Genomic DNA, 21,412 nt, shown 5'->3' with positions numbered 1-21,412 from the left:
TTGGCGATGTTGTTCGATGTCCGATCCTGCTGAAGTCCCCACAGCCAGCCCCTTGCTGGAAACCGTCGGGCTCGCCTGCGAGCGCGATTGGCGCATGCTGTTCGAGCGCCTCGACCTGCGCCTGGCCGCCGGCGAGATGTTGCAGGTGGTGGGTCCCAACGGCAGCGGCAAGACCAGCCTGCTGCGCCTGCTGTCCGGACTGATGCAGCCGACCGCCGGGGAAGTCCGCCTGAACGGCCGGCCGCTCGCCGAACAGCGCGGCGAACTGGCCCGCAGCCTGCTGTGGATCGGCCACGCCGCGGGAATCAAGGGCCTGCTCAGCGCCGAGGAGAACCTCACCTGGCTCTGCGCGCTGCACCAGCCGGCCAGCCGCGAGGTGATCTGGCAGGCCCTGGCCGACGTCGGCCTGCGTGGCTTCGAGGACGTTCCCTGCCACACCCTTTCCGCCGGCCAGCAACGCCGCGTGGCGCTGGCCCGCCTGTACCTGGACGCACCGCCCTTGTGGATCCTCGATGAACCCTTCACCGCCCTCGACAAACAGGGGGTGGCGCAACTGGAAGCGCACCTGGCCGGGCATTGCCAGCGCGGCGGGATGGTAGTGCTGACCACCCACCACAGCCTGCAGCAGGTGCCCGCCGGCTACCGCGAGCTGGACCTCGGTGCGCTCAAGGCGGCCAGCGGCGCGACGGTCGAGCCGGCGCTGGGCGATCCGGCATGAGCAACGTCTTCAGCCTGCTTCTGGCGCGCGAGGCGCGCCTGCTGTTCCGCCGACCGGCGGAGCTGGCCAACCCGCTGGTGTTCTTCGCCATCGTCATCGCCCTGTTCCCCCTGGCGGTCGGGCCGGAAAGCCAATTGCTACAAACCTTGTCGCCCGGCCTGGTCTGGGTGGCGGCGCTATTGGCCGTGCTGCTCTCGCTGGAAGGGCTGTTCCGCAGCGATTTCGAGGACGGTTCTCTGGAGCAGTGGGTCCTTTCGCCGCACCCCCTGGCTCTTCTGGTGCTGGCCAAGGTGCTGGCACACTGGCTGTTTTCCGGGCTGGCCCTGGTCCTGATGTCGCCGCTGTTCGCGCTGATGCTGGGCCTGCCGGCCCGTTGCATACCGGTGCTGCTGCTTTCCCTGTTGCTCGGTACGCCGGTGCTGAGCCTGCTCGGCGCCGTCGGCGCGGCCTTGACCGTGGGCCTCAAGCGCGGCGGCCTGTTGCTGGCGCTGCTGATCCTGCCGCTGTACATCCCGGTGCTGATTCTCGGTAGCGGGGCGCTGCAGGCTTCGCTGCAGGGACTGCCCAGCAGCGGACATTTATTGTGGCTGGCGAGCCTGACGGCGCTAGCATTGACACTCACGCCATTCGCCATCGCTGCCGGCCTGAAGATCAGCGTAGGCGAGTGAGTCCGCCCGCCGAAGGCATCGGCGGGCGTGCGGTACCGGGCGGCTGTGCCGCCCACGCTTGACCCGGGCTGGCAGCGGAAGGTCTGTCCGGTATTTCCAAAGAGCCCTGTAAACAGAGCCTGATGATGAATTGGACATGGTTTCACAAGCTTGGGTCGCCCAAGTGGTTCTACGAGATCAGCGGCCGCTGGCTGCCCTGGTTCGCCGTGGCGGCGGCGCTGCTGATCGTCACCGGCTGCGTCTGGGGGCTGGCCTTCGCGCCGCCGGACTACCAGCAGGGCAATAGCTTCCGCATCATCTATATCCATGTGCCGGCGGCCTTCCTCGCCCAGTCCTGCTACGTCATGCTGGCCGTGGCCGGTGCCGTCGGGCTGATCTGGAAGATGAAGATCGCCGACGTGGCGGTGCAGTGCGCCGCTCCCATCGGCGCCTGGATGACCTTCGTCGCGCTGCTTACCGGGGCCGTATGGGGCAAGCCGACCTGGGGCGCCTGGTGGGTCTGGGACGCGCGCCTGACGGCGATGCTGATCCTGCTTTTCCTCTATTTCGGCATCATCGCCCTCGGCCAGGCGATCAGTAACCGCGACAGCGCGGCCAAGGCCTGTGCCGTACTGGCCATCGTCGGCGTGGTGAACATCCCGATCATCAAATACTCGGTGGAGTGGTGGAACACCCTGCACCAGCCGGCCACCTTCACCATCACCGAGAAACCGGCGATGCCGGTGGAGATGTGGTTGCCGTTGCTGATCATGGTCCTCGGCTTCTATTGCTTCTTCGCGGCCATGCTGCTGGTGCGCATGCGCCTGGAAGTGCTCAAGCGCGAGTCCCGCACCGCCTGGGCGAAAGCCGAGGTGAAGGCCCTGGTGGAGAAGGCACGATGAGCTTCGAATCGTTCGGCGACTTCCTCGCCATGGGCCATCACGGCCCCTACGTCTGGTCGGCCTACGGCATCAGCCTGCTGGTGCTGGCGATCAATGTCGCCGAGCCGCTGCTGGCCCGGCGCCGCTACCTGCAAGAAGAGGCGCGTCGTCTGCGCCGGGAGGCCCAGCAGTGAATCCGGTCCGCAAGAAACGTCTGATCATCGTCCTCGCCATCGTGGCGGGTGTCGGCGCCGCGGTGGGCCTGGCGCTGTCGGCCCTGCAACAGAACATCAACCTGTTCTACACCCCGACCCAGATCGCCAACGGCGAAGCGCCGACCGACACCCGCATACGCGCCGGCGGCCTGGTGGAAAAGGGTTCTCTGCAACGCAGCGAGGATTCGCTGAACGTGCGTTTCGTGGTCACCGACGGCGCCAAGGAAGTGACCATCGCCTACCATGGCATCCTTCCCGACCTGTTCCGCGAGGGGCAGGGCATCGTCGCCCTCGGCAAGCTGGGCGGCGACGGCGTGCTGGTGGCCGATGAAGTGCTGGCCAAGCACGACGAGAACTACATGCCGCCGGAAGTCACCAAGGCGCTCAAGGACAGCGGCCAACTGAAGCACTACGAGAACGGCAAGGCCGCCGGCGAGACCTCGTACAACCAGGAGGGCAAGTAGATGATCCCCGAACTCGGCCACCTGGCCCTGATCCTCGCTCTCTGCCTGGCCCTGGTGCAATCGAGCCTGCCGCTGGTCGGCGCCTGGCGCGGCGACCGCCAGTGGATGAGCCTGGCGCGCCCGGCGGCCTGGGGGCAGTTCGCCTTCCTCGCCTTCGCCTTCGGCTGCCTGACCTGGGCCTTCCTGCGCGACGACTTCTCGGTGGCCTACGTGGCCGGCAACTCCAACAGCGCGCTGCCCTGGTACTACAAGTTCAGCGCCGTCTGGGGCGCCCACGAAGGTTCGCTGCTGCTCTGGGCGCTGATCCTCGGTGGCTGGACCTTCGCCGTGTCGATCTTCTCCCGGCAACTGCCGGAGGTCATGCTGGCCCGCGTGCTGGCGGTGATGGGCATGATCAGCACCGGCTTCCTGCTGTTCCTGATCATCACCTCCAACCCGTTCAGCCGTCTGCTGCCGCAGACCCCGATGGACGGCAACGACCTCAACCCGCTGCTGCAGGACGTCGGCCTGATCGTCCACCCGCCGATGCTCTACATGGGTTACGTCGGATTCTCGGTGGCCTTCGCCTTCGCCATCGCCGCACTGCTCGGCGGCCGCCTGGACGCCGCCTGGGCGCGCTGGTCGCGGCCCTGGACCCTGGTAGCCTGGGCCTTCCTCGGTATCGGTATCGTGCTCGGCTCCTGGTGGGCCTACTACGAGCTGGGCTGGGGGGGCTGGTGGTTCTGGGATCCGGTGGAAAACGCCTCCTTCATGCCCTGGCTGGTCGGCACTGCACTGATCCACTCGCTGGCGGTGACCGAGAAGCGCGGCGTGTTCAAGAGCTGGACCGTGCTTCTGGCGATCGCCGCTTTCTCCCTGAGCCTGCTGGGCACCTTCCTGGTCCGCTCCGGCGTGCTCACCTCGGTGCACGCCTTCGCCTCCGACCCGGAGCGCGGGGTGTTCATCCTCGCCTTCCTGCTGCTGGTGGTCGGCGGCTCGCTGACCCTGTTCGCCCTGCGCGCGCCGGTGGTCAAGAGCCAGGTCGGCTTCGCCCTGTGGTCGCGCGAGACCCTGCTGCTGCTGAACAACCTGGTGCTGGTGGTGGCGGCCTCGATGATCCTCCTCGGGACCCTCTACCCGCTGCTGCTCGATGCCCTCAGCGGCGCCAAGCTGTCGGTCGGCCCGCCGTACTTCAACGCCATGTTCCTGCCGCTGATGGCGGCGCTGATGGCGGCCCTGGCGGTCGGCGTGCTGGTGCGCTGGAAGGACACCCCGAGCCGCTGGCTGCTCGGCATGCTGACCCCGGTGCTGGTGGCCAGCGCGGTCCTGGCGGCGGCCGGTTCGATGTACTTCGGCGATTTCAACTGGGCGGTGCTGGCGGTGTTCCTGCTGTCCGCCTGGGTGGTCCTGGCCGGTTTCCGCGACTTCCTCGACAAGACCCGGCACAAGGGCGTGCTGGCCGGCGCCCGCAGCCTGACCCGCAGCTACTGGGGCATGCAACTGGCGCACCTGGGCATCGCCGTGTGCGCCATCGGCATCGTCCTCAGCAGCCAGTACAGCGCCCAGCGTGACCTGCGCATGTCGCCCGGCGACACCGTCGAACTGGGCGGCTACCACTTCCTCTTCGACGGCGCGAAGCACCACGAAGGGCCGAACTACACCTCGGACAAGGGCAGCATCCACGTCAGCCGCGACGGCAAGGAGATCGCCACCCTGCATCCGGAGAAGCGCCTGTACACCGTGCAGAGTTCGATGATGACCGAGGCAGGGATCGATGCCGGCTTTACCCGCGACCTCTACGTGGCGCTCGGCGAGCCGCTGGAGAACGGTGCCTGGGCGGTGCGCGTGCACGTCAAGCCGTTCGTCCGCTGGATCTGGTTCGGTGGCCTGCTGATGGGCCTCGGCGGCGCCCTGGCGGCGCTCGACCGGCGCTACCGGGTGAAGGTGAAAACACGTGTGCGCGAGGCCCTGGGCCTCGCCGGTCAGGGAGCCTGAGTCTTGAAACGAGCGATTCTGCTGCTGCCGCTGGGGATCTTCCTGATCGTCGCGGTGTTCCTCTTCCGCGGCCTCTGGCTGGACCCCAGCGAGCTGCCCTCGGCGCTGATCGGCAAGCCGTTCCCGGCCTTCGACCTGCCCAGCGTGCAGGACCCGGCCCGGCGCCTGACCGAGGCCGACCTCAAGGGCAAGCCGGCGCTGGTCAACGTCTGGGGCACCTGGTGCCCGTCGTGCCGGGTCGAGCACCCGGAACTGACCCGACTGGCCGAGCAGGGCGTGGTGATCTACGGGATCAACTACAAGGACGACAACGCCGCCGCCATCAAGTGGCTGAACGAGCTGCACAATCCCTACCTGCTGAGCATCAGCGACGCCGACGGCACCCTGGGCCTGGACCTGGGCGTGTACGGTGCGCCGGAAACCTACCTGATCGACAAACAGGGCATCATCCGCCACAAGATCGTCGGGGTGGTCGACCAGAAAGTCTGGCGCGAGCAACTGGCGCCGCTGTACCAGCAACTGCTGGACGAGCCGGAGGCCCGATGAAGCGTTTCCTCGTCACCGCGCTGCTCGGTCTCGCCCTCTGCGGCGTGGCCCGGGCCGCCATCGACACCTACGAGTTCGCCAGCGACGCCGAGCGCGAGCGCTTCCGCAACCTGACCCAGGAACTGCGCTGCCCGAAGTGCCAGAACCAGGACATCGCCGACTCCAACGCACCGATCGCCGCCGACCTGCGCAAGCAGATCTACGGCCAGTTGCAGCAGGGCAAGAGCGACGGCGAGATCGTCGACTACATGGTTGCCCGCTACGGTGATTTCGTTCGCTACAAGCCGCCGGTCAACGAGCGTACCTGGCTGCTCTGGTTCGGTCCGGGCGCCTTGCTGCTGTTCGGCGTGCTGGTGATCGGCGTGATCGTCCTGCGCCGCCGGCGCACCGCTGCCAAGGTGCAAACCACCCTGTCCGCCGAGGAGCAAGCGCGCCTCGCCAACCTGTTGAAGAACGACAAATGATCGATTTCTGGCTCGCTGCCAGCCTGCTGCTGCTGGCGGCCCTGGCATTCCTGCTGATTCCGCTGCTGCGTGGCCGTCGCGCCCAGGCCGAGGAAGACCGTACCGCCCTGAACGTCGCGCTTTATCAGGAGCGGATCGCCGAGCTGGCCGGCCAGCAGGCCGCCGGCACGCTGACCGCCGAGCAACTGGAGAATGGCCGCGCCGAGGCTGCCCGCGAACTGCTCGCCGACACCGAGGGCAGCGGCGAAGAGCGTAGCTCGCGCCTGGGCCGGGCGGTCCCGCTGGTCGCGGCGCTGCTGGTGCCGTTGGTCGCGCTCGGCCTGTACCTGCATTGGGGCGCCAGCGACAAGGTCGAGCTGGCTCGCGAATTCGCCCAGGCGCCGCACTCCATGGAAGAGATGACTGCGCGCCTGGAGCGCGCGGTACAGGCTCAGCCGGATTCCGCCCAGGGCTGGTACTTCCTCGGTCGCACCTACATGACCCAGGAACGCGGCGCCGATGCAGCGCGGGCCTTCGAACGCGCCGCCGAACTCAGCGGGCGGCAGCCGGAAGTGCTCGGCCAGTGGGCGCAGGCACTGTATTTCTCCGGTGGCAAGAAAATGACCGCGCAGATCAAGGCCCTGGCCGACGAGGCGCTGAAGGGCGACCCGGCCGAAGTGACCACCCTTGGCCTGCTCGGCATCGCCGCCTTCGAAGAGCAGCGCTACGCCGACGCCATCGGCTTCTGGGAGCGCCTGGTGTCGGTGTTGCCGAACGAGGACCCGGCACGCTCGGCGATCCAGGGCGGCATCCAGCGCGCCCGCGAGCGCATGACCGAGGCCGGGCAGACTCCGCCGGCGCCGGCCGCGCCCGCTGCCGCCGGGGTGACCCTGACGGTGAAGGTGGATATCAGCGACGCGGTGAAGGGCCAGGTCAAGGCCGACGACAGCGTGTTCGTCTTCGCCCGCGCCGTCGGCGGCCCGCCGATGCCGTTGGCAGTGAAGCGCCTGACCGTCGCCGACCTGCCGGCCGAGGTCAGCCTGAGCGATGCCGACGCCATGATGCCGCAGCTCAAGCTCAGCGGTTTCCCGCAGGTCGAGCTGGTGGCACGGGTATCCCGCGCCGGCAACGCCATCTCCGGCGAGTGGATCGGACGCGGCAAACCGTTGTCTACTGCCCAGTCGTCGGCGCAAGCGCTGACCATCGACGGCCCGGACCAGCCCCAGGCGGCCCGGCCATAATGACAATCGGTTGGGGAGGTGCGGCGGTGAAGGCGAAGTATCTGGGTCTGGCGATTCTCCTGGGCGGTCTCGGCGGGTGCGTGGTGCATCCGCCGCAGACCAGCGAACCGCCGGCCTCGCTGCCGCCGCAGAGCCAGCCGCAGCCCGGTCCGTCCAGCGCGCCCGGCGCCACCCCGCCGCGCATCACCCCGCAACCGCAGACTCCGGCGCAGCCCAGCCGCTCGCGTCCGCAGTTCGCCCCGCCGCCAGGCGGCAAGGGCGTCTGGGACGGCAGCCTGGGGGTCTACGTGATCCGTGGCGAGCGCGATCTCTACTACCGCCAGCGCACCTACTACCGGTGGGACGGCGGCTGGTTCTGGTCCACCAGCCCGCAGGGTCCATGGACCGAGACCGACGCTCGCGGCATCCCGCCCGGTCTCAGCCGGCGCTACGCCAATCCATGATCCCTAGGGGTTCTCCGGGTCGTGCCCGAGCGACTGGATGAACAGCGAGAACAGCTCCGGTTGCGAGGAAATGTCCAGCTTGGCGTACAGGTGGCGCCGATGGACCTTGATCGTCTCCGGCGAGATCGCCAGGCGCTCGGCCATGGCCTTCGACGAGTAGCCGCGAAGGATCAGGCGGGCGATCTCCAGTTCCCGTTCCGATAGCACGCTGGCGCCGAAGTGGCTGAGGGCGTCGCGTATCTGCGTGGCCATCTCTTCCTGCGGTGCAGCCGGCAACAGGCGCTGGCTGCGCTGCTGCCAGTGCTGCTGCATCAGCGCCAGGACCCAGCTCGAGAGCAAGCCGAGCATCCCGCATTCCTCGTCGGCGAACATCCTCTGCATGCCCAGCGACAGCGACAGCGCGCCCTGGCCGGGCACCTGTAGGATGAACTGCACCTCGTCCTCCAGAACGTTGTCGTGGAAGTAGCTGAGGTAGTACTCGCTCTGCCGGAAATGGTCCGGGGCGATCTCCTCGAGGCGGTACAGGCCGCTGGCCAGGCCTTCCCGGCAAGCCTGGTAGAAGGGGTCGAGCAGGTACAGCCCGTTCAGGTAGGCGAGCATCGAGGCCGGCCCGGCGTGCGGTTCGGCGTCGTATTCCTCCAGGGCCACCGGCACGCCGTTGGCGGGGTAGAAGATCGCCAGGGCGTTGTCGAACGGCAGGTGCTGGCGCAGCAGCAGGATCAATTGCTTCCAGAAACGGTTGCCGCCGATCTGTTCGATGGCGCGGCCCAGGCTGGCGTGCATGCCGATGTCCCGGAACAGGGTGTGCATCCGTATTCGCTCCACGGTGGGTTTTCGCAGGCTCCGGTTTGCGGCTTTTCCACCCGCCGCGTCAAGGGGCGTAACCCCAAAGGGTGATTGGCCCGCCGGTTCCGCGCTCCTAGAGTCGGCGCATAACCAGCGCCCCGGCAAGGGGCCGCCGCGAGTCTCCGTTACTGCCTCAACTTCAATAACAATCAGAGGACAACGACATGAGCTCTTCCCCCGCGCCCGAAAGCGCGCTGAAACCCACCCTGGGCGTGTTCGACGTGGTCGCCATCACCGTTTCCGCGGTCACTCCCGCCAGTTCCGTCTTCGTCATCGCCCCCTTCGCCATCCAGCAGGCCGGCACCGGCGCCTTCTGGGCCTTCGCCCTGGCCGGGGTACTGGCGCTGATGTTCGCCTGCTGCTACGCCGAGCTGGGCAGGGCGCACAGCACCGCCGGTGGCGAGTATGTCTACGCCAAGCGGGTGTTCGGCGGCTTGGCCGGCTACGCCACCTTCCTCACGGTGCTGGCGATGCTGCTGTTCATCCCGCCGGTGCTCGCCACCGGCGCGGCGACCTACCTGAACGCCGCCCTCGGCACCCACTTCGATGCGCAGACCGTGGCCCTGGCGATCGTTGCCTTCAGCTACCTGCTGGGCATCCTCAACATCCGCGTCAACGCCTGGGTCACGGGCACCTGCCTGCTGCTGGAAGTAGCGGCGCTGCTGGTGATCGTCGGCCTCGGTTTCGGCCATGCGCAGCAGCCGGCGAGCGTCCTGCTGCAGCCGCAGGTAGTCGGCGACGGCGGGCTGCTGGCGATCGCACCCTGGGCATTGGTGATCGGAGCGGTCGGTACCGCGCTGTTCTCCTACAACGGTTTCGGCGGCGCGGTGCTGCTCGCCGAGGACATGAAGGACGGCGGCCACAGCGTGCATCGTGCGGTGCTCTGGTCGCTGGCGCTGGTAGTACTGATCGAGATCGTCCCGCTCGCCGCGCTGCTGATCGGCGCGCCGTCGCTCCCGGCGATGCTCGCCAGCCCCGATCCGATCGGCTACCTGTTGAACAGCCATGGCAACGAGACGCTGTCGCGCCTGGTCAGCGCCGGGATCTTCCTCTCGGTGTTCAACGCCATCGTCGCCATCGTCATCCAGAGCGCCCGGGTGATCTTCAGCAGCGGTCGCGACGCGCTCTGGATGCCGGCGTTGAACCGTGCCTTCACCCGTATCCATCCGCGCTGGGAATCGCCCTGGCTGGCCACGCTGTTCCTCGCCATTCCCTCGGCGGCGCTGAGCTTCAGCTCCAACCTGGCCGAACTGACCTCGTTCACCGTGCTGCTGATTGTCATGGTCTACCTGATCGTCGCCCTCTGCGCGCTGTTCAGCCGGGTGCTGCGGCGCGACCGCGAGCATCCCTACCGGATGCCGCTGTGGCCGCTGCCGGCGCTGCTGGCGGCGAGCGGGGCGGGATACCTGCTGCTCAACCTGTTCCTGGCGGCCTCGGCCAGGGACGTGATGATCATCGTCGGACTGCTGGCGGTGTCGGTGATTCTCTACTGCACCTACGGCAAGCTCAGTCCGGCGTTCCAGAAGCTTTGAAACAGGAGTCCGCATGCGCGCTCGACAACTTGGCATCACCCTCGGCCTGGGCACTCCCGGCCCGTTCAACGCGATCACCGACGTTCCCGGCGTGCGCGTCGGCCACAGCACCCTGAACCAGCGGATCGACGGCAGGCAGGTTCGCACCGGCGTCACCCTGGTCCAGCCGCGCGCCGGTGCGGCGCGCCTGCAACCCTGCTTCGCCGGCTGCCATGTGCTCAACGGCAACGGCGACGCCACGGGCCTGGAGTGGATCCGCGAGGCCGGCCTGCTGACCACCCCGATCGCCATCACCAATACCCACAGCGTCGGCGCGGTGCGCGACGCGCTGATCGCCGAGGAGCGCGCCGAACTCGGCGACAGCGGGCTGTACTGGTGCATGCCGGTGGTGATGGAGACCTTCGACGGCCTGCTCAACGATATCTGGGGCCAGCACGTCGGCGCCCGCCAGGTCGGCGAGGCGCTGGCCTGCGCCGAGTCCGGACCGGTCCGCGAAGGTTCGGTGGGCGGCGGTACCGGGATGATCTGCCACGAGTTCAAGGGTGGCATCGGTAGCGCATCGCGGCGGCTTCCGGCGGAGCAGGGCGGCTGGACGGTGGGCGCGCTGGTCCAGGCCAACCACGGCCAGCGCCGCGAGCTGCGGGTCGACGGCTATCCTGTCGGCCGCCGGTTGGGCGACATCCCCTCGCCGTTCAGCGAGGAAGGCACCCCGGGTATGGGCTCCATCGTGGTGATCCTGGCCACCGATGCGCCGCTGTTGCCGCACCAGTGCCAGCGCCTGGCGCAGCGCGCCTCGATCGGCATCGCTCGCACCGGCGGTGGCACCGAGGACTCCAGCGGCGACGTGTTCCTCGCCTTCGCCACCGGCAACCAGGACCTGCCGCCAGCCGACTATGCACGCAAGGACCTGCCGCAGAGCACGCCGCTGCGGATGCTCAACAACGACCACATCTCGCCGTTGTTCGCCGCGGCGGCGGAGGCGGTGGAAGAAGCCATCGTCAACGTGCTGCTGGCCGGCGAGGACATGCGCACCGAGGACGGCCGGCTGGTGCCCGCGCTGAAGGGGGAGAGGCTCCTGGCGGCGCTGCGCGAGACCGGCTGGCCGGGACGCTGAAAGCGGCTCAGCGCCAGCCGCGGGTGCGCGCCACCGCTTCGCTGAAACGCACCTGCCAGCGCCGGGCGGTGCCGGCGTCGACCCGCGGCTGGAACTCCGTGCGGGTATTGCGCGGCTCCGCCAGCTCGTAGCCGAGGCCACGCGCGGCAAGGGCGGCGCAACCGAAGGCGGTGAGTTCGTCGAAGCGCTGGGTGACGATGCGCCGTTGCAGGCTGTCGGCGAGGAACTGGGCGAAGTAGGGGCTGCGCGCCAGGCCGCCGTCGATGGACAGGCGGTCGGTGACCTTCAGGTAGCCGTCCATCGCCTGGATCACCTCGGCGCTGCGCAGCACCACGCCTTCGAGCAGGGCCTGGCAGAGGTCCTCGCGGCGGGTGCCGGCGTCCATTCCCAGCCACATCGCGCCGGCGCTGCGGTCCCAGTGCGGGCATGCGAGTCCCGACAGGGCCGGGACGAAGGCCAGGCCGCGCTCGATGGCCGGCGGCCGGTCGAAGCCGGCCAGTTCCGAGAAGTCGCTGAACAGGCCGAGACGCCCGGCCCACTCGACCGCGGCGCTGGCGTCGTAGACCCCGCCGTCCATGGCGTACACCGGTTTGCCATCGATCTGCCAGGCGATGGTGGCGAGCAGGCCTGTCTCCGGCGAGCGGATGATCCGCTCGCCGCTGAGAGTCAGGGCGAAGGCGCCGGTGCCGAAGGTGATCTTCGCATCACCGGGCTGGCGGCAGCCGTGACCGTAGAGCGAGGCCTGCTGGTCGACCACCGAGGCCGTCAGCGGGGTGTTGCCGATCACCCCGAAATGGCCGACGGTATCGCGGATTTCCGGCAGGCACTCGATCGGCACGCCGAACAGGGCGCACAGGTCGGGGTCCCAGCGGCCCTCGGCGAGGTTCATCAATGCGGTACGCGAGGCGGTGGTGACGTCGGTGGCGAAGGTTCCGCACAAGCGGTCGAGAAACCAGGCATCGCTGGTTCCCAGGCGCAGGCGGCCTGCCTTCAAAGCCCTGCGAGCGGCCGGAAGGTGCTCGACGATCCAGCCCAGCTTGCTGGCCGAGAAATAGGCGTCGAGCGGCAGGCCGCTGCGTTCCAGGACCAGCGCCTCGGCGCCGCTGGCGCGTAGACGCTCGATGTGCGGGGTGGTGCGGTTGTCCTGCCAGACGATCAGCGGCGACAACGGCTCGCCGCTGCGGGCGTCCCAGGCCATGCAGCTTTCGCCCTGGTTGGCGAGGCCGATGGCGTCGACCCGGCCGCTGGCCTCCAGGCAGCGTTGCAGGTTGGCCAGCAGTTCCAGCGGATCGTGCTCGACCCAGCCGGACTGCGGATGGTGTTGCTGGTGACGCAGCGCCAACTGAATATCGGCGCTGCCGTCCTGGCTGGCGACCAGCACGCGGGTACTGGTGGTTCCCTGGTCGAGGGCGGCGATTCGCATGGTCGGTTCTCTTCGCGGGTTCAGTGGCCGGAGGTGAGGAAGGCGACTTCCAGGCGCCGGGTGTCCGGCGGTAGGCGCAGGGCGGCCAGCGGCACCAGCAGGCGGCGCTCCGGCAGGCAGGACAGGGCGCGTTCCCACACCGGGCGACCATCGGCCAGTATCCGCAGGCGGCCGCTGGCGGCCTCGCTTACGCGTAGCTGCAGATGCGCCAGGCCGGGTGTCGGATCGTCCAGCAGCCGCTGCGGCACGCACAGCTTGAGCGGACCGCTGCAATCGATGGCGATACCGGGCGCGGCGACCGGCAGTTCGGCCCGCAGGTCGGCGGCCAGCAGGCCGGCGATCCTTCGTCCCTCGCGGAACGACCAGCCGGCGGTCTCGATCGGCCGGAGCAGGTTGCCGGCGGCGAAATAGGCGGGGTCGGAGCAGCGGCCGAACTGATCGATGCGCGGGCCGCCGCTGGCCGGGTCCAGTTCCAGGTGGCTGAGGCGGACCAGGCTCGATTCGGGAACGAAGCGTCCGCTGAGGAGGATGCCGTCGCAGGCGATCCGTTCGACCCGCCCGTCGCCCAGGCGTACCCGCGCCGCCTCGACCCGGCCGCGGCCTTCGATCTCCAGCAGCTCGCTGGAGAAGTGCATCGGTACTCCGCACAGCCTGGGAAACAACGATAGCGGCCAACGCGCAGTGGCCCGTGCGTTGCGTTCGAGCATGGCCACCGGGCGGATGCCGGCACGCCGGCAACTCATCACGGCGGACAGGCTGACCAACTCGGTGCCGACGATCAGCGGCCGTTCGAACGGCTTCAGGCCTTGCAGATAGAGATAGGCTTGCAGCGCGCCGGTATTGATCACGCCCAGTGGCCGGTCGCCGCCCAGCAGGCGTGCCGAGCGCGGCGTCTCGCGTGCGCCGGTGGCCAGCAGCACGCGTGTCGCGCGCAGACTGCGCGGGCCTTCGGGGGTGGCCAGTTGCAGCAGACCGGCGGCGGCGAGAGCGACCACGCTATGGCGCAGGCGGATATCCACCCCGGCCCGTTCAGCCTGTTCGACGTTACGCAGCGCGTAGGCCGGGCCGGTCAACAGGCGGCCGTGCTCGCGCAGGCCGAACGGCGGATGCGCGCAATGCCGGGGTATACCGCCGGCCTCGCCGTCGCGCTCCAGCACGCAGACCCGGGCGACGCCCTGGCGGCGTAGTTCGATGGCGGCCGCCAATCCGGCGGGACCGCTGCCGACGATGGCGACGTCGACCTGTTCAGTGATGCTCATGGCAACTCCCGGTGGCGAGGGGCTGGGCGAGGCGGCCGGCGCTCAGCTCGGCGACCCGCGCGTTGCAGTAGAAACCCTGGCAGCGTCCCATGCAGGCGCGGGTGCGACGCTTCAGGCCGCCGAAGTCGCCGGCTGGCAGCGGGCCTTCCAGGGCGGCGAGGATTTCCCGGCGGGTGACCATCTCGCAGTGGCAGACGATCTCGTCGTAGCCGGGACGCTGCCAGTCGCGCGGCAGGTGTTCGGCGAGGTTCGGTACCTGCGGCCAGAGCGGCTCGCGAACCGCTTCGTGGAAGCGCCCACCTTGGTAGAGACGATAGACGTGGCGTGCGATGCCCAGCGCCGCGGTGAGACCGGTGGAACGGATGCCGCCGACACTGATCCAGTTGCGTCCGTCGACCTGGCGGATGCGGTATTCCTTCTTTTCGCTGGCCGGCCGCAACCCGGCGTAGGTGGCGGTGACCGGCATGCCGCGCAGGCCGGGGATCCGCTCGACGGCGGCGTCGATCAGTCGCTGCAGGGTGTCGCTGTCGACCCGTGCCTGTTCGCGGTCGTCCTGTTCCTCGGCGGTGGGGCCGGCAAGCAGGTTGCCGAAGACAGTACGGGTGAATACCACGCCTTTGGTCCGCTCGTTGGGTACCGGCAGCAGGATGTGCCGCAGCAGCGCCGCGGCGGCCTTGTCGAAGACCACGAACTGGCCCTTGCGCGGATGGATGGCGAAGCTCGCCGCGCCGAGCAGGCGCTGTTCCAGTTGGTCACCGAAGAGTCCGGCGCAGTTGATTACCTGGCGCGCGCGCAGATCGCCGCGGCGGGTATGCAACAGCCATTCGCCGCCGTCGAAGGCGCCGTCCAGCACCTCGACGTTGAAACAGGCCTCGGCGCCATGGGCCTGCGCCTGTTGCAGATAGGCGAGCGGAGCGGACCAGGGGTCGATCAGATGCTCACCGGGGACCCGCACCGCACCGAGCACATTGCCGGCCAACTGCGGCTCCAGCGCCAGGACCTCGTCGCGACCGATCTGGCGGACGTCATCGACACCGTTGCCGTGGGCCTGCTCGACGATGGCCGGCAGGCGCGCCAGATCCTCGTCGCTCCATGCCGCCACCAGGGCGCCGGTTTCCAGCAGCGGCAGGTTGAGGCGCGCATGGATGTCGCGGTATTCGCGATAGCCCTCCTGCATGCAGGCCAGTTCGATGCTGCCGGGCGGCGCGTCGAAACCGGTATGGAGGATCGCGCTGTTGCCCTTGCTGGCACCGGAGAGGATGTCGGTGCTTTTTTCCAGCAGGACCACCCGTGCACCTTCCAGGGCGAAGCGGCGGGCCATGGCGCAACCCACCACGCCAGCGCCGATCACTGCAACGTCGAAGATCGCGGTCTTTGTCGCAAGCGGCTCAGTCATCGTTTCTGCCTGTTTCTTTTGGTATCAGTTTGCTTTTTGACCGTAACACTGATTTTTCACACAGAATTCTATGTGAAATTTGTTGTTTTAATGTGGCAACTGAAAGAGAAACAGTCAATCGATTAATCGACGGGCAGCCACCGGCACAGCCCCGGCCTGTCTCCGGGGCTGCGCGCGAGGGGGGTCAGGCCTGCGGGGTGCGCAGGGGGGCTTCGTGGACTTCCACCCGCGCCTGTTGCAGGGCTTCCCAGAGTTCCCCGGTAGGCTTGCGGTCGACCACCAGGCGGTTGATCCGGCTCAGCGGGAAGACCTGGAACAGGGCGCGCCGGCCGAGCTTCGAGGAGTCGGCGATAACCGTCAGTTGGCGGGCCTGGGCGATCATGGCACGGGCGATCTCGGCTTCCTCGATGGAAAAATCCATGGCGCCATCGCCGTTCAGCGCGCCGACGGTGATCACCGCATGCTCGGCGTTGAACCGGGCGATCTGCTCGATGGCCAGGGCGCCGACGTTCTGTTCGGATTCCGGGCGGTACTCGCCGCCGATCATGAATGCACGGTTGCCGGAGGCGCCGACGCTGCCGGCGATCAACAGCGAGTTGGTGATCACCGTCAGATGGCTCTGGCGCGCCAGTTCGCGGGCGAACAGCAGGGTGGTGGTGCCGGTGTCGATGAAGATGCTGTCACCGGGCCCGAACAGGCCGGCGGCGTAGCGGGCGACTGCGCGTTTTTCCTGGGCGTGCTCGTTCATTCGCGTCTGGAAGGCGTTCTCGTGCTCGCCGCTGGGCGGCAGGGCGGCCCCTCCGTGGAATTTGCTGACCAGGCCTTGTTCGGCCAGCGCGGCGAGGTCGCGGCGAATGGTTTCCTGAGAGGTGGAAAGGGTCCGCGCCAGTTCGTCCACCGAGATCCGCTCGCGCTGGCGCAGCAATTCGAGAATGTGGCGGCGGCGTTCCTCGGGGCGCATCGTGTTCTCCCATGGGCCGCATCCTGGTGCGGCGATTGTTACCGTGAATCGCCCGGTAGCGCCTGGCGGCGCTGGGCGGAAGGGGGCGGGGCGAGGCTTTGCGCAGGCCCGGCGGAAAATCCCACAGGTCCGTAAGGCAGGTACGCTCTTGGATTGGCCGCCTACTTGACCGTATGGGTGACCAATTTAGGTAAAACGAACCTTCAAATCAACACGAAAACCAAATTGTGGCACGCGAAATGCGAGTGTTCGCTTCGGCGGAGCGACCGGCGTGGCCGGCCTCCCGACCAGACAACCAGAAGAACGCATCCCGCTACGGGAGCCTGCCGAGGGGAGAACGACGCAGATGGCCGAGTTCGGAAACTATGTGATTTACCTGATCATGCTGGGTGCGGTACTTGGCGCGCTGGCTTCCATCCTGCGCCCGGAAAGCGGTCTGGGCCGCGAGTTCGTCAACGGCATCCACGCCATCGGTCCGGTGTTCCTCGCCCAGGCCGGCATCATGGTAGCCATTCCCTATCTGTCGAAGGCGATTTCCCATGCCCTCGGCCCGTTCTTCCAGACCCTCGGTTCCGACGTATCCATCGCCGCGCTGTCGATCATCGCGGTGGACATGGGCGGCTACCAGTTGGCCGATGCCCTGACCGCCAACCGCGACATGTGGATTACTGCCATGCTGGTGGGCTACACCTCCGGCGCGACCATCGTCTACCTGATCCCGGTCGGCCTGACCATGCTCGAGCGCAAGGACCACAAGTACCTGGCGCTGGGGGCGATGGCCGGGTTGATCAGCATTCCGTTCGCGGTGCTGGCGGCGTTGCTGCTGATTACCCTCAACCACATCCCGGTGCGCGAACTGGTATCGACCGGTTCGCCGGCCCTGCACTACCTGTCGCTGGACTTCCTCGACATGCTTCGGCTGCTGGCGCCGCTGTTCGTCTTCTGCTTCCTGCTGGCCGCCGGCCTGAAGTACCGGGCGACGGCGATGGTCACCGGGTTCCTGGTATTCGGCAAGGTGATGGACGCGTTCATCAAGATGGCCCTGGCGCTTTCCATCGTCCAGCACTTCACCGGAGTCTTCACCAAGGTCTTCGGCGGCTGGGGCTTCGACCCGATGTTCGCCGACGAGAAAGAGTTGTTCCGCGCCATCGAGATCGCTGGCTACATCGGCATCATGCTGGCCGGGACCTTCCCCATCTGCTACCTGTTCCAGCGCTACTGCAAGCGCCCGATGGCGGTCCTCGGCCGTTACCTGGGGCTGTCCCAGCCGGGCGCCACCGCCTTTGTCATGGTGCTGGCGAACATCATCGCCACCTACCACCTGTTCAAATACATGAATGCTCGCGACAAGGTGCTTTGCGTGGCCCTGGGCGTCTGCGCCCAGGCCACCATCGGCGATCACCTGGCATTCACCGCCAACTTCCAGCCGACGCTGATCCTGCCGATCCTGCTCGGCAAATTGTTCGGCGGCCTGCTGGCGGTATTCATCGCCATCCGCATCTCGGTGCCTGCCGCCGAGCGCTATGCGCGGCAGGAGCAGGAGCATGACGAGGCGGAAAAAAGCGCCCTGCACGCAGCCTGAAACATCCCCCGACGAGCGCCGCGAGCCATCGCGGCGTCGCTTTCCGCAACGAGGTAACCATGCGCAAGATATTCCTAGCCTGTCCCTACAGCCATGCCGACGCCGAGGTGGTCGAGCAGCGCTTCCGTGCCTGCAACGAGGTCGCGGCGACCATCGTCCGCGCCGGCCACGTGGTATTCAGCCAGGTCTCCATGTCCCACCCGATCAACCTGTGCCTGGCCGAGCTCGACCGCGCGGCGATCGGCAGGTTGTGGGCGCCGGTGGACGCCTTCTACATGGATCACCTGGAAGAGCTGATCGTCCTCGACCTGCCGGGCTGGCGAGACAGCGCCGGCATCCGCCGCGAGATGGAGTTCTTCGAGGCCGGCGGACAGCGGGTCAGCCTCTGGTCCGAGGTGGAGCACGAGTTTCGCTGAGGCGGCAGTGGCTGAACTGCAAGCCGAATGAAAAAGCCGGAAGCGCGAGCGCTTCCGGCTTTTTCGTCAAGCGGCGAGGGATCAGTTGGGGCTGTAGATCTGGTCGAATACGCCGCCGTCGATGAAGTGGGTCTTCTGCACGCTGCGCCAGTCGCCGAAGGTCCTCTCCACCGAGAAGAAGTCGACTTTCGGGAAGCGGTCGGCGAACTTGGCGAGGATCTCCGGGTTGCGCGGGCGCAGGTAGTTGTTGGCGGCGATGGTCTGGCCCTCGTCCGACCACAGGTACTTCAGGTAGGCCTCGGCCTGGGCGCGGCTGCCTTTCTTCTCAACCACCTTGTCGACCACCGCCACGGGGGGCTCGGCCTCGGCGGACACGCTCGGGTAGACCACCTCGAAGCCGCCTCGGCCGAATTCGCGGGCGATCATCTCGGCTTCGTTCTCGAAGGTCACCAGTACGTCGCCGATCTGGTTCTGCATGAAGGTAGTGGTGGCGGCGCGGCCGCCGGTGTCGAGCACCGGTACCTGCTTGAACAGCTTGCCGACGAATTCCTTGGCCTTGTTCTCGTCACCGCCGTTCTTCAGCACGTAGCCCCAGGCGGAGAGATAGGTATAGCGGCCGTTGCCGGAGGTCTTGGGGTTCGGCACCACTACCTGGACGCCGTCCTTGAGCAGGTCCGGCCAGTCCTTCAGGGCCTTGGGGTTGCCCTTGCGAACGATGAACACGGTGGCCGAGGTGAACGGCGCGCTGTTGTTCGGCAGGCGGGTCGCCCAGTCCTTCGGCACCAGGCCGCCGTTGTCGGCGAGGGCGTCGATGTCGGTGGCCTGGTTCATGGTGATGACGTCGGCGGGCAGACCGTCGATCACCGAGCGCGCCTGCTTGCTGGAACCGCCATGGGACATCTGGATGGTGATGTTCTCGCCTTTCTCCGCTTTCCAGTATTTCTGGAAGGCCGGGTTGTATTCCTTGTAGAAGTCGCGCATCACGTCGTAGGAGACGTTGAGCAGGGGCTGGGCGGCGTGAGCGGCGCCGCCGAGCGCCAGGCCGGCGGCCAGCAGGGAGGCGCTGAACAGTCGTTTCACAGGGCAGTTCCTTTGGGCATGTTGTAGTGGCTCGACTATAACGTCGGGTTATATGCAGGGTAAATATCAAAAACTGCTTTGCTTATTACCCGCTCGAGCCTATGCCGCGGCCGGCGCTTTGGCCAGCGCTAGTCGAGGCCGCTGACCGCCAGGTCCTTGGGATACTCCACGCTGAACTTCAGGGTGGCGCTGCGTTTCTCGCCGGGTTGCAGGGTCCAGTCCCACTTCAGCTTGCCGTCGTCCTCGCGCTTGATTTCCTGCGCCTTGGGTTCCAGCAAGGTGACCTGGATCTGCTCGTTGCGCGAGACCGGCAACTGGTCCTCGAACTGCACGCGTTCGGCGTTCTTGTGGTTGTTGCGCACGTCGATGCGGAATTCGTAGTTGACCCGCGTGCGGTTGCCGATCAGGCCGCTGCTGTCGGTGTAGCGCTTGACCAGCTTGCGTTCGATGCCGATGCCCTCGTCGGCGCCCAGTGCCAGTTCGAAGCTTTCCCCGGGCATCACCCCGCGCAGATGGCCGCTGGCGACGAAGCTGTTGCCGAGAAAGGTATTCAGGGTGCCGGGGAGCAGCGGGTAGTCGCTGTCGTTGCGGGTTTCCGCCTCCAGGTAGGCGGTTTCGCGCAGGGCCGGGGCCGCCAGGTAGCGCAGCTTGGCCGGCATTTCCAGGCGGGCGATGGTGACCTTCTGCGCGCTGCCGTCGCTGTTCAGGGTCGCCGGCACGGGGATGTGGAAAGAGGCGCTGGCGGCTCCGCTGCTGACCTCCGCGGTGGCGAGCCGCGCCTCGGCCAGCTTCGGCGCCGGGGCCGGCATGGCCATCTTCGCCGAGGTCCTGGCGATGGGCGCGGCTTGCGGCATGGGCGCCGGAGCGTCCTGCATGGCCATCTCGGCACCGTAGTAGGCGTTGGGCGCGTCGATGTCGACGATCCAGGGATTCAGCCGCGGTACGTTGCCGCCCAGGGCCGGACGGGCGGTGGAGAGGGTCAGGTCGATGTCGGTCCAGTCTTCGCCGCTGCTCTGCCGGACCAGGCCCTGGTAGGTCAGTTCGATGGTCTTCGCGCCGTCGCGCAGGCGCGCGTCGTAGGTCGGCTGCCAGGAGGCGTCGCGCAGGGTGTAGTCGAGCTTCACCTCGACCTGTGCTGGTTGCTCCAGGGCGACCCGCAGGACCGCGCGCTTGAAGCGCTTGCCGTCGCCGTTGAGGGTGCCGCGCTGCTCCTGCAACTGCTGCTTGCGCTGTTCCAGTTCGGCGGCGCGGTCGTCCAGCTGGCGCTGCTCGGCGAGCAGGCGTTCGAGGTTGCCTTCGGTCAGTTGCAGCAGGCTCTTCAGCTCGTCGATGCCGGGCATGGGGCGATCCTTGCCGGGCTGGGTGCTGCCGCTCTGGATGTCGGCGAGGAACTTCTTCTGCGCTTCGAGCACGCTGCCGCGGTCATGGATTTCCCGTAGTTGCCGGTCTATCTCGCGCAGTTGCTGGTCGAGCTGCTGCACACGATTGTCGTCCGGGCGCTCGACCCGTTGCGCGGCGCTGCTGACGTCGAGCAGGGTGGCGGCGGCGCTGGCGCCGAGGGACGCGCGCAGGCTGGTGTCGTCGAGCTGGAAGGGCAGTTGCTCCAGGGCGATCTCATGCTGGCCCTTGGGCAATTGCAGGCGGGCGGTGCGGGTGACCACGGCACGGTCGGCGTAGACGGTGACGGCGCTGATGCGGCTGTCGACCGCTTGTGGCGCGGCCAGCAACGGAGCGCTGGCGAACAGGCCGGCGAACAGGAGCGGAGAGGCGGCGAGTCGATTCACGATATCTCTTCCTTGGGCGGATGGAGGGGCGAGGAACCCGTGCGTGCGGTCCCTTCCTGCTGCCTGAGACGCTAGCGCGGCGAAAGACGGGTTAAGCGGCGCGAAGAAATTTTCCCGTGCGGCTCAGGCCGGCTGTTCCAGGCGCTCCAGGGCACCGCGCAGGTTGGCGCGGGCGGCGGCCTCCCAGCGTTGCCGCAGCGGTTCGCAGTGGTACAGCGCCGGTTGCTCCAGCAACTGGCGCAGCAACTTGCCGCGCCCGGCGCGGAACAGCGGTTCCGGCACCCAGGCGTATTCGGCGCGGACGTCCGCCTCGTAGCGCGCGTAGACCGGCGCCGGCGCGGCGAGGATGGCGAGGTCGATATCCACCACCAGGGCTGCGTCGGCGTCTCCCGGCGGCGCCTGGTGACAGGTGGCCATGATCAGTTCGCGCAGGGCCGGCCGCAGCGC

22 protein-coding genes are annotated in these 21,412 nt (G+C 67.7%); 14 read left to right on the top strand and 8 right to left on the bottom strand.

Annotated features, from left to right (window positions below; genetic code table 11):
• Nucleotides 1–16: 16 nt before the first annotated feature.
• The 10 genes from ccmA (at nt 17) to JHD77_RS30615 (ending at nt 7,572) form a co-directional block, all read left to right on the top strand.
• Nucleotides 17–718: a cytochrome c biogenesis heme-transporting ATPase CcmA gene (gene ccmA, locus JHD77_RS30660; RefSeq protein WP_020750654.1), complete on the top strand. Its 702-nt coding sequence runs from the start codon at nt 17–19 to the stop codon at nt 716–718.
• The gene (ccmB, locus tag JHD77_RS30655; protein WP_003083130.1) at nt 715–1,386 is read left to right on the top strand and encodes a heme exporter protein CcmB; all 672 of its coding nucleotides are present in this window, start codon (nt 715–717) and stop codon (nt 1,384–1,386) included. Before ccmA ends, ccmB begins: the two co-directional genes overlap by 4 nt.
• A gap of 122 nt (nt 1,387–1,508) precedes the next feature.
• Complete coding sequence (locus JHD77_RS30650) at nt 1,509–2,267, top strand: heme ABC transporter permease (protein ID WP_003083135.1); 759 nt, start codon at nt 1,509–1,511, stop codon at nt 2,265–2,267.
• Entirely contained in the window at nt 2,264–2,440 is a 177-nt protein-coding gene (ccmD, locus tag JHD77_RS30645; RefSeq protein ID WP_003083136.1) for a heme exporter protein CcmD, read from the top strand. The genes JHD77_RS30650 and ccmD overlap by 4 nt, the downstream gene beginning before the upstream one ends.
• Nucleotides 2,437–2,925 (top strand): cytochrome c maturation protein CcmE, encoded by a 489-nt coding sequence (gene ccmE / locus JHD77_RS30640; RefSeq protein WP_003107323.1) that lies wholly within the window; start codon nt 2,437–2,439, stop codon nt 2,923–2,925. The genes ccmD and ccmE overlap by 4 nt, the downstream gene beginning before the upstream one ends.
• Complete coding sequence (locus JHD77_RS30635) at nt 2,926–4,899, top strand: heme lyase CcmF/NrfE family subunit (protein WP_003107324.1); 1,974 nt, start codon at nt 2,926–2,928, stop codon at nt 4,897–4,899. It abuts the gene before it with no gap.
• Between the two features lie 3 nt (nt 4,900–4,902).
• On the top strand, nt 4,903–5,445 hold the full coding sequence (gene dsbE, locus JHD77_RS30630; protein ID WP_003083138.1) for a thiol:disulfide interchange protein DsbE: 543 nt from the start codon (nt 4,903–4,905) through the stop codon (nt 5,443–5,445).
• Nucleotides 5,442–5,909, top strand: a complete 468-nt coding sequence (ccmH, locus tag JHD77_RS30625; RefSeq protein ID WP_003087150.1) for a cytochrome c maturation protein CcmH — start codon at nt 5,442–5,444, stop codon at nt 5,907–5,909. Before dsbE ends, ccmH begins: the two co-directional genes overlap by 4 nt.
• The gene (gene ccmI / locus JHD77_RS30620; RefSeq protein ID WP_003158276.1) at nt 5,906–7,129 is read left to right on the top strand and encodes a c-type cytochrome biogenesis protein CcmI; all 1,224 of its coding nucleotides are present in this window, start codon (nt 5,906–5,908) and stop codon (nt 7,127–7,129) included. The genes ccmH and ccmI overlap by 4 nt, the downstream gene beginning before the upstream one ends.
• A 26-nt stretch (nt 7,130–7,155) precedes the next feature.
• Nucleotides 7,156–7,572 (top strand): hypothetical protein, encoded by a 417-nt coding sequence (locus JHD77_RS30615; protein WP_003087156.1) that lies wholly within the window; start codon nt 7,156–7,158, stop codon nt 7,570–7,572.
• Nucleotides 7,573–7,575: 3 nt separating this feature from the next.
• Here the strand turns inward: JHD77_RS30615 and JHD77_RS30610 are convergent, their stop codons facing one another.
• Nucleotides 7,576–8,382 carry a helix-turn-helix transcriptional regulator gene (locus JHD77_RS30610; RefSeq protein WP_003083150.1) on the bottom strand — a complete coding sequence of 269 codons (807 nt, stop codon included), beginning with the start codon at nt 8,380–8,382 and terminating at the stop codon, nt 7,576–7,578.
• A 200-nt stretch (nt 8,383–8,582) separates the two neighbouring features.
• Here JHD77_RS30610 and JHD77_RS30605 point away from each other — a divergent pair, with 200 nt between their 5' ends.
• Together JHD77_RS30605 and JHD77_RS30600 are read left to right on the top strand one after the other, a co-directional pair.
• A complete protein-coding gene (locus tag JHD77_RS30605) occupies nt 8,583–9,950 on the top strand; it encodes an APC family permease (protein WP_003158277.1) in 1,368 nt (455 codons plus the stop codon).
• A 13-nt stretch (nt 9,951–9,963) separates the two neighbouring features.
• The gene (locus JHD77_RS30600) at nt 9,964–11,064 is read left to right on the top strand and encodes a DmpA family aminopeptidase (RefSeq protein WP_003083160.1); all 1,101 of its coding nucleotides are present in this window, start codon (nt 9,964–9,966) and stop codon (nt 11,062–11,064) included.
• Between the two features lie 7 nt (nt 11,065–11,071).
• Here JHD77_RS30600 and JHD77_RS30595 read toward each other — a convergent pair whose 3' ends face one another.
• The 4 genes from JHD77_RS30595 to JHD77_RS30580 all read right to left on the bottom strand — a co-directional run bounded on the left by JHD77_RS30595 (nt 11,072) and on the right by JHD77_RS30580 (nt 16,103).
• Nucleotides 11,072–12,487, bottom strand: coding sequence for a glycerol kinase (locus JHD77_RS30595; protein WP_003083163.1), 1,416 nt, complete (start codon nt 12,485–12,487; stop codon nt 11,072–11,074).
• A gap of 20 nt (nt 12,488–12,507) precedes the next feature.
• Nucleotides 12,508–13,746 (bottom strand): NAD(P)/FAD-dependent oxidoreductase, encoded by a 1,239-nt coding sequence (locus tag JHD77_RS30590; RefSeq protein ID WP_003140249.1) that lies wholly within the window; start codon nt 13,744–13,746, stop codon nt 12,508–12,510.
• Nucleotides 13,733–15,142 (bottom strand): NAD(P)/FAD-dependent oxidoreductase, encoded by a 1,410-nt coding sequence (locus tag JHD77_RS30585; RefSeq protein WP_003158278.1) that lies wholly within the window; start codon nt 15,140–15,142, stop codon nt 13,733–13,735. The genes JHD77_RS30590 and JHD77_RS30585 overlap by 14 nt, the downstream gene beginning before the upstream one ends.
• Nucleotides 15,143–15,326: 184 nt before the next feature.
• Nucleotides 15,327–16,103 (bottom strand): DeoR/GlpR family DNA-binding transcription regulator, encoded by a 777-nt coding sequence (locus JHD77_RS30580; RefSeq protein ID WP_003083169.1) that lies wholly within the window; start codon nt 16,101–16,103, stop codon nt 15,327–15,329.
• A gap of 346 nt (nt 16,104–16,449) precedes the next feature.
• Between JHD77_RS30580 and eutH the strand changes: the two genes are divergently transcribed.
• Entirely contained in the window at nt 16,450–17,685 is a 1,236-nt protein-coding gene (gene eutH, locus JHD77_RS30575) for an ethanolamine utilization protein EutH (RefSeq protein WP_003083171.1), read from the top strand.
• Between the two features lie 59 nt (nt 17,686–17,744).
• Complete coding sequence (locus JHD77_RS30570; protein ID WP_003083172.1) at nt 17,745–18,101, top strand: DUF1937 family protein; 357 nt, start codon at nt 17,745–17,747, stop codon at nt 18,099–18,101.
• An 81-nt stretch (nt 18,102–18,182) separates the two neighbouring features.
• On the opposite strand, the gene JHD77_RS30565 is transcribed toward JHD77_RS30570, so the two are convergent.
• The 3 genes from JHD77_RS30565 to JHD77_RS30555 form a co-directional block, all read right to left on the bottom strand.
• A complete protein-coding gene (locus JHD77_RS30565) occupies nt 18,183–19,181 on the bottom strand; it encodes a sulfate ABC transporter substrate-binding protein (protein WP_003145087.1) in 999 nt (332 codons plus the stop codon).
• A gap of 128 nt (nt 19,182–19,309) precedes the next feature.
• Complete coding sequence (muiA, locus tag JHD77_RS30560) at nt 19,310–20,965, bottom strand: mucoidy inhibitor MuiA (RefSeq protein WP_003158279.1); 1,656 nt, start codon at nt 20,963–20,965, stop codon at nt 19,310–19,312.
• Between the two features lie 123 nt (nt 20,966–21,088).
• Nucleotides 21,089–21,412: HD domain-containing protein (locus JHD77_RS30555; protein ID WP_019395988.1), on the bottom strand; the 324-nt coding region annotated here is incomplete at its 5' end.

Origin of the sequence: Pseudomonas sp. P20 (assembly GCF_016463925.1) — a bacterium.
GTDB lineage: Bacteria > Pseudomonadota > Gammaproteobacteria > Pseudomonadales > Pseudomonadaceae > Pseudomonas > Pseudomonas aeruginosa.
The sequence above is the reverse complement of the archived record's forward strand: the minus strand, read 5'-3'. Positions and strand labels throughout refer to the sequence as shown.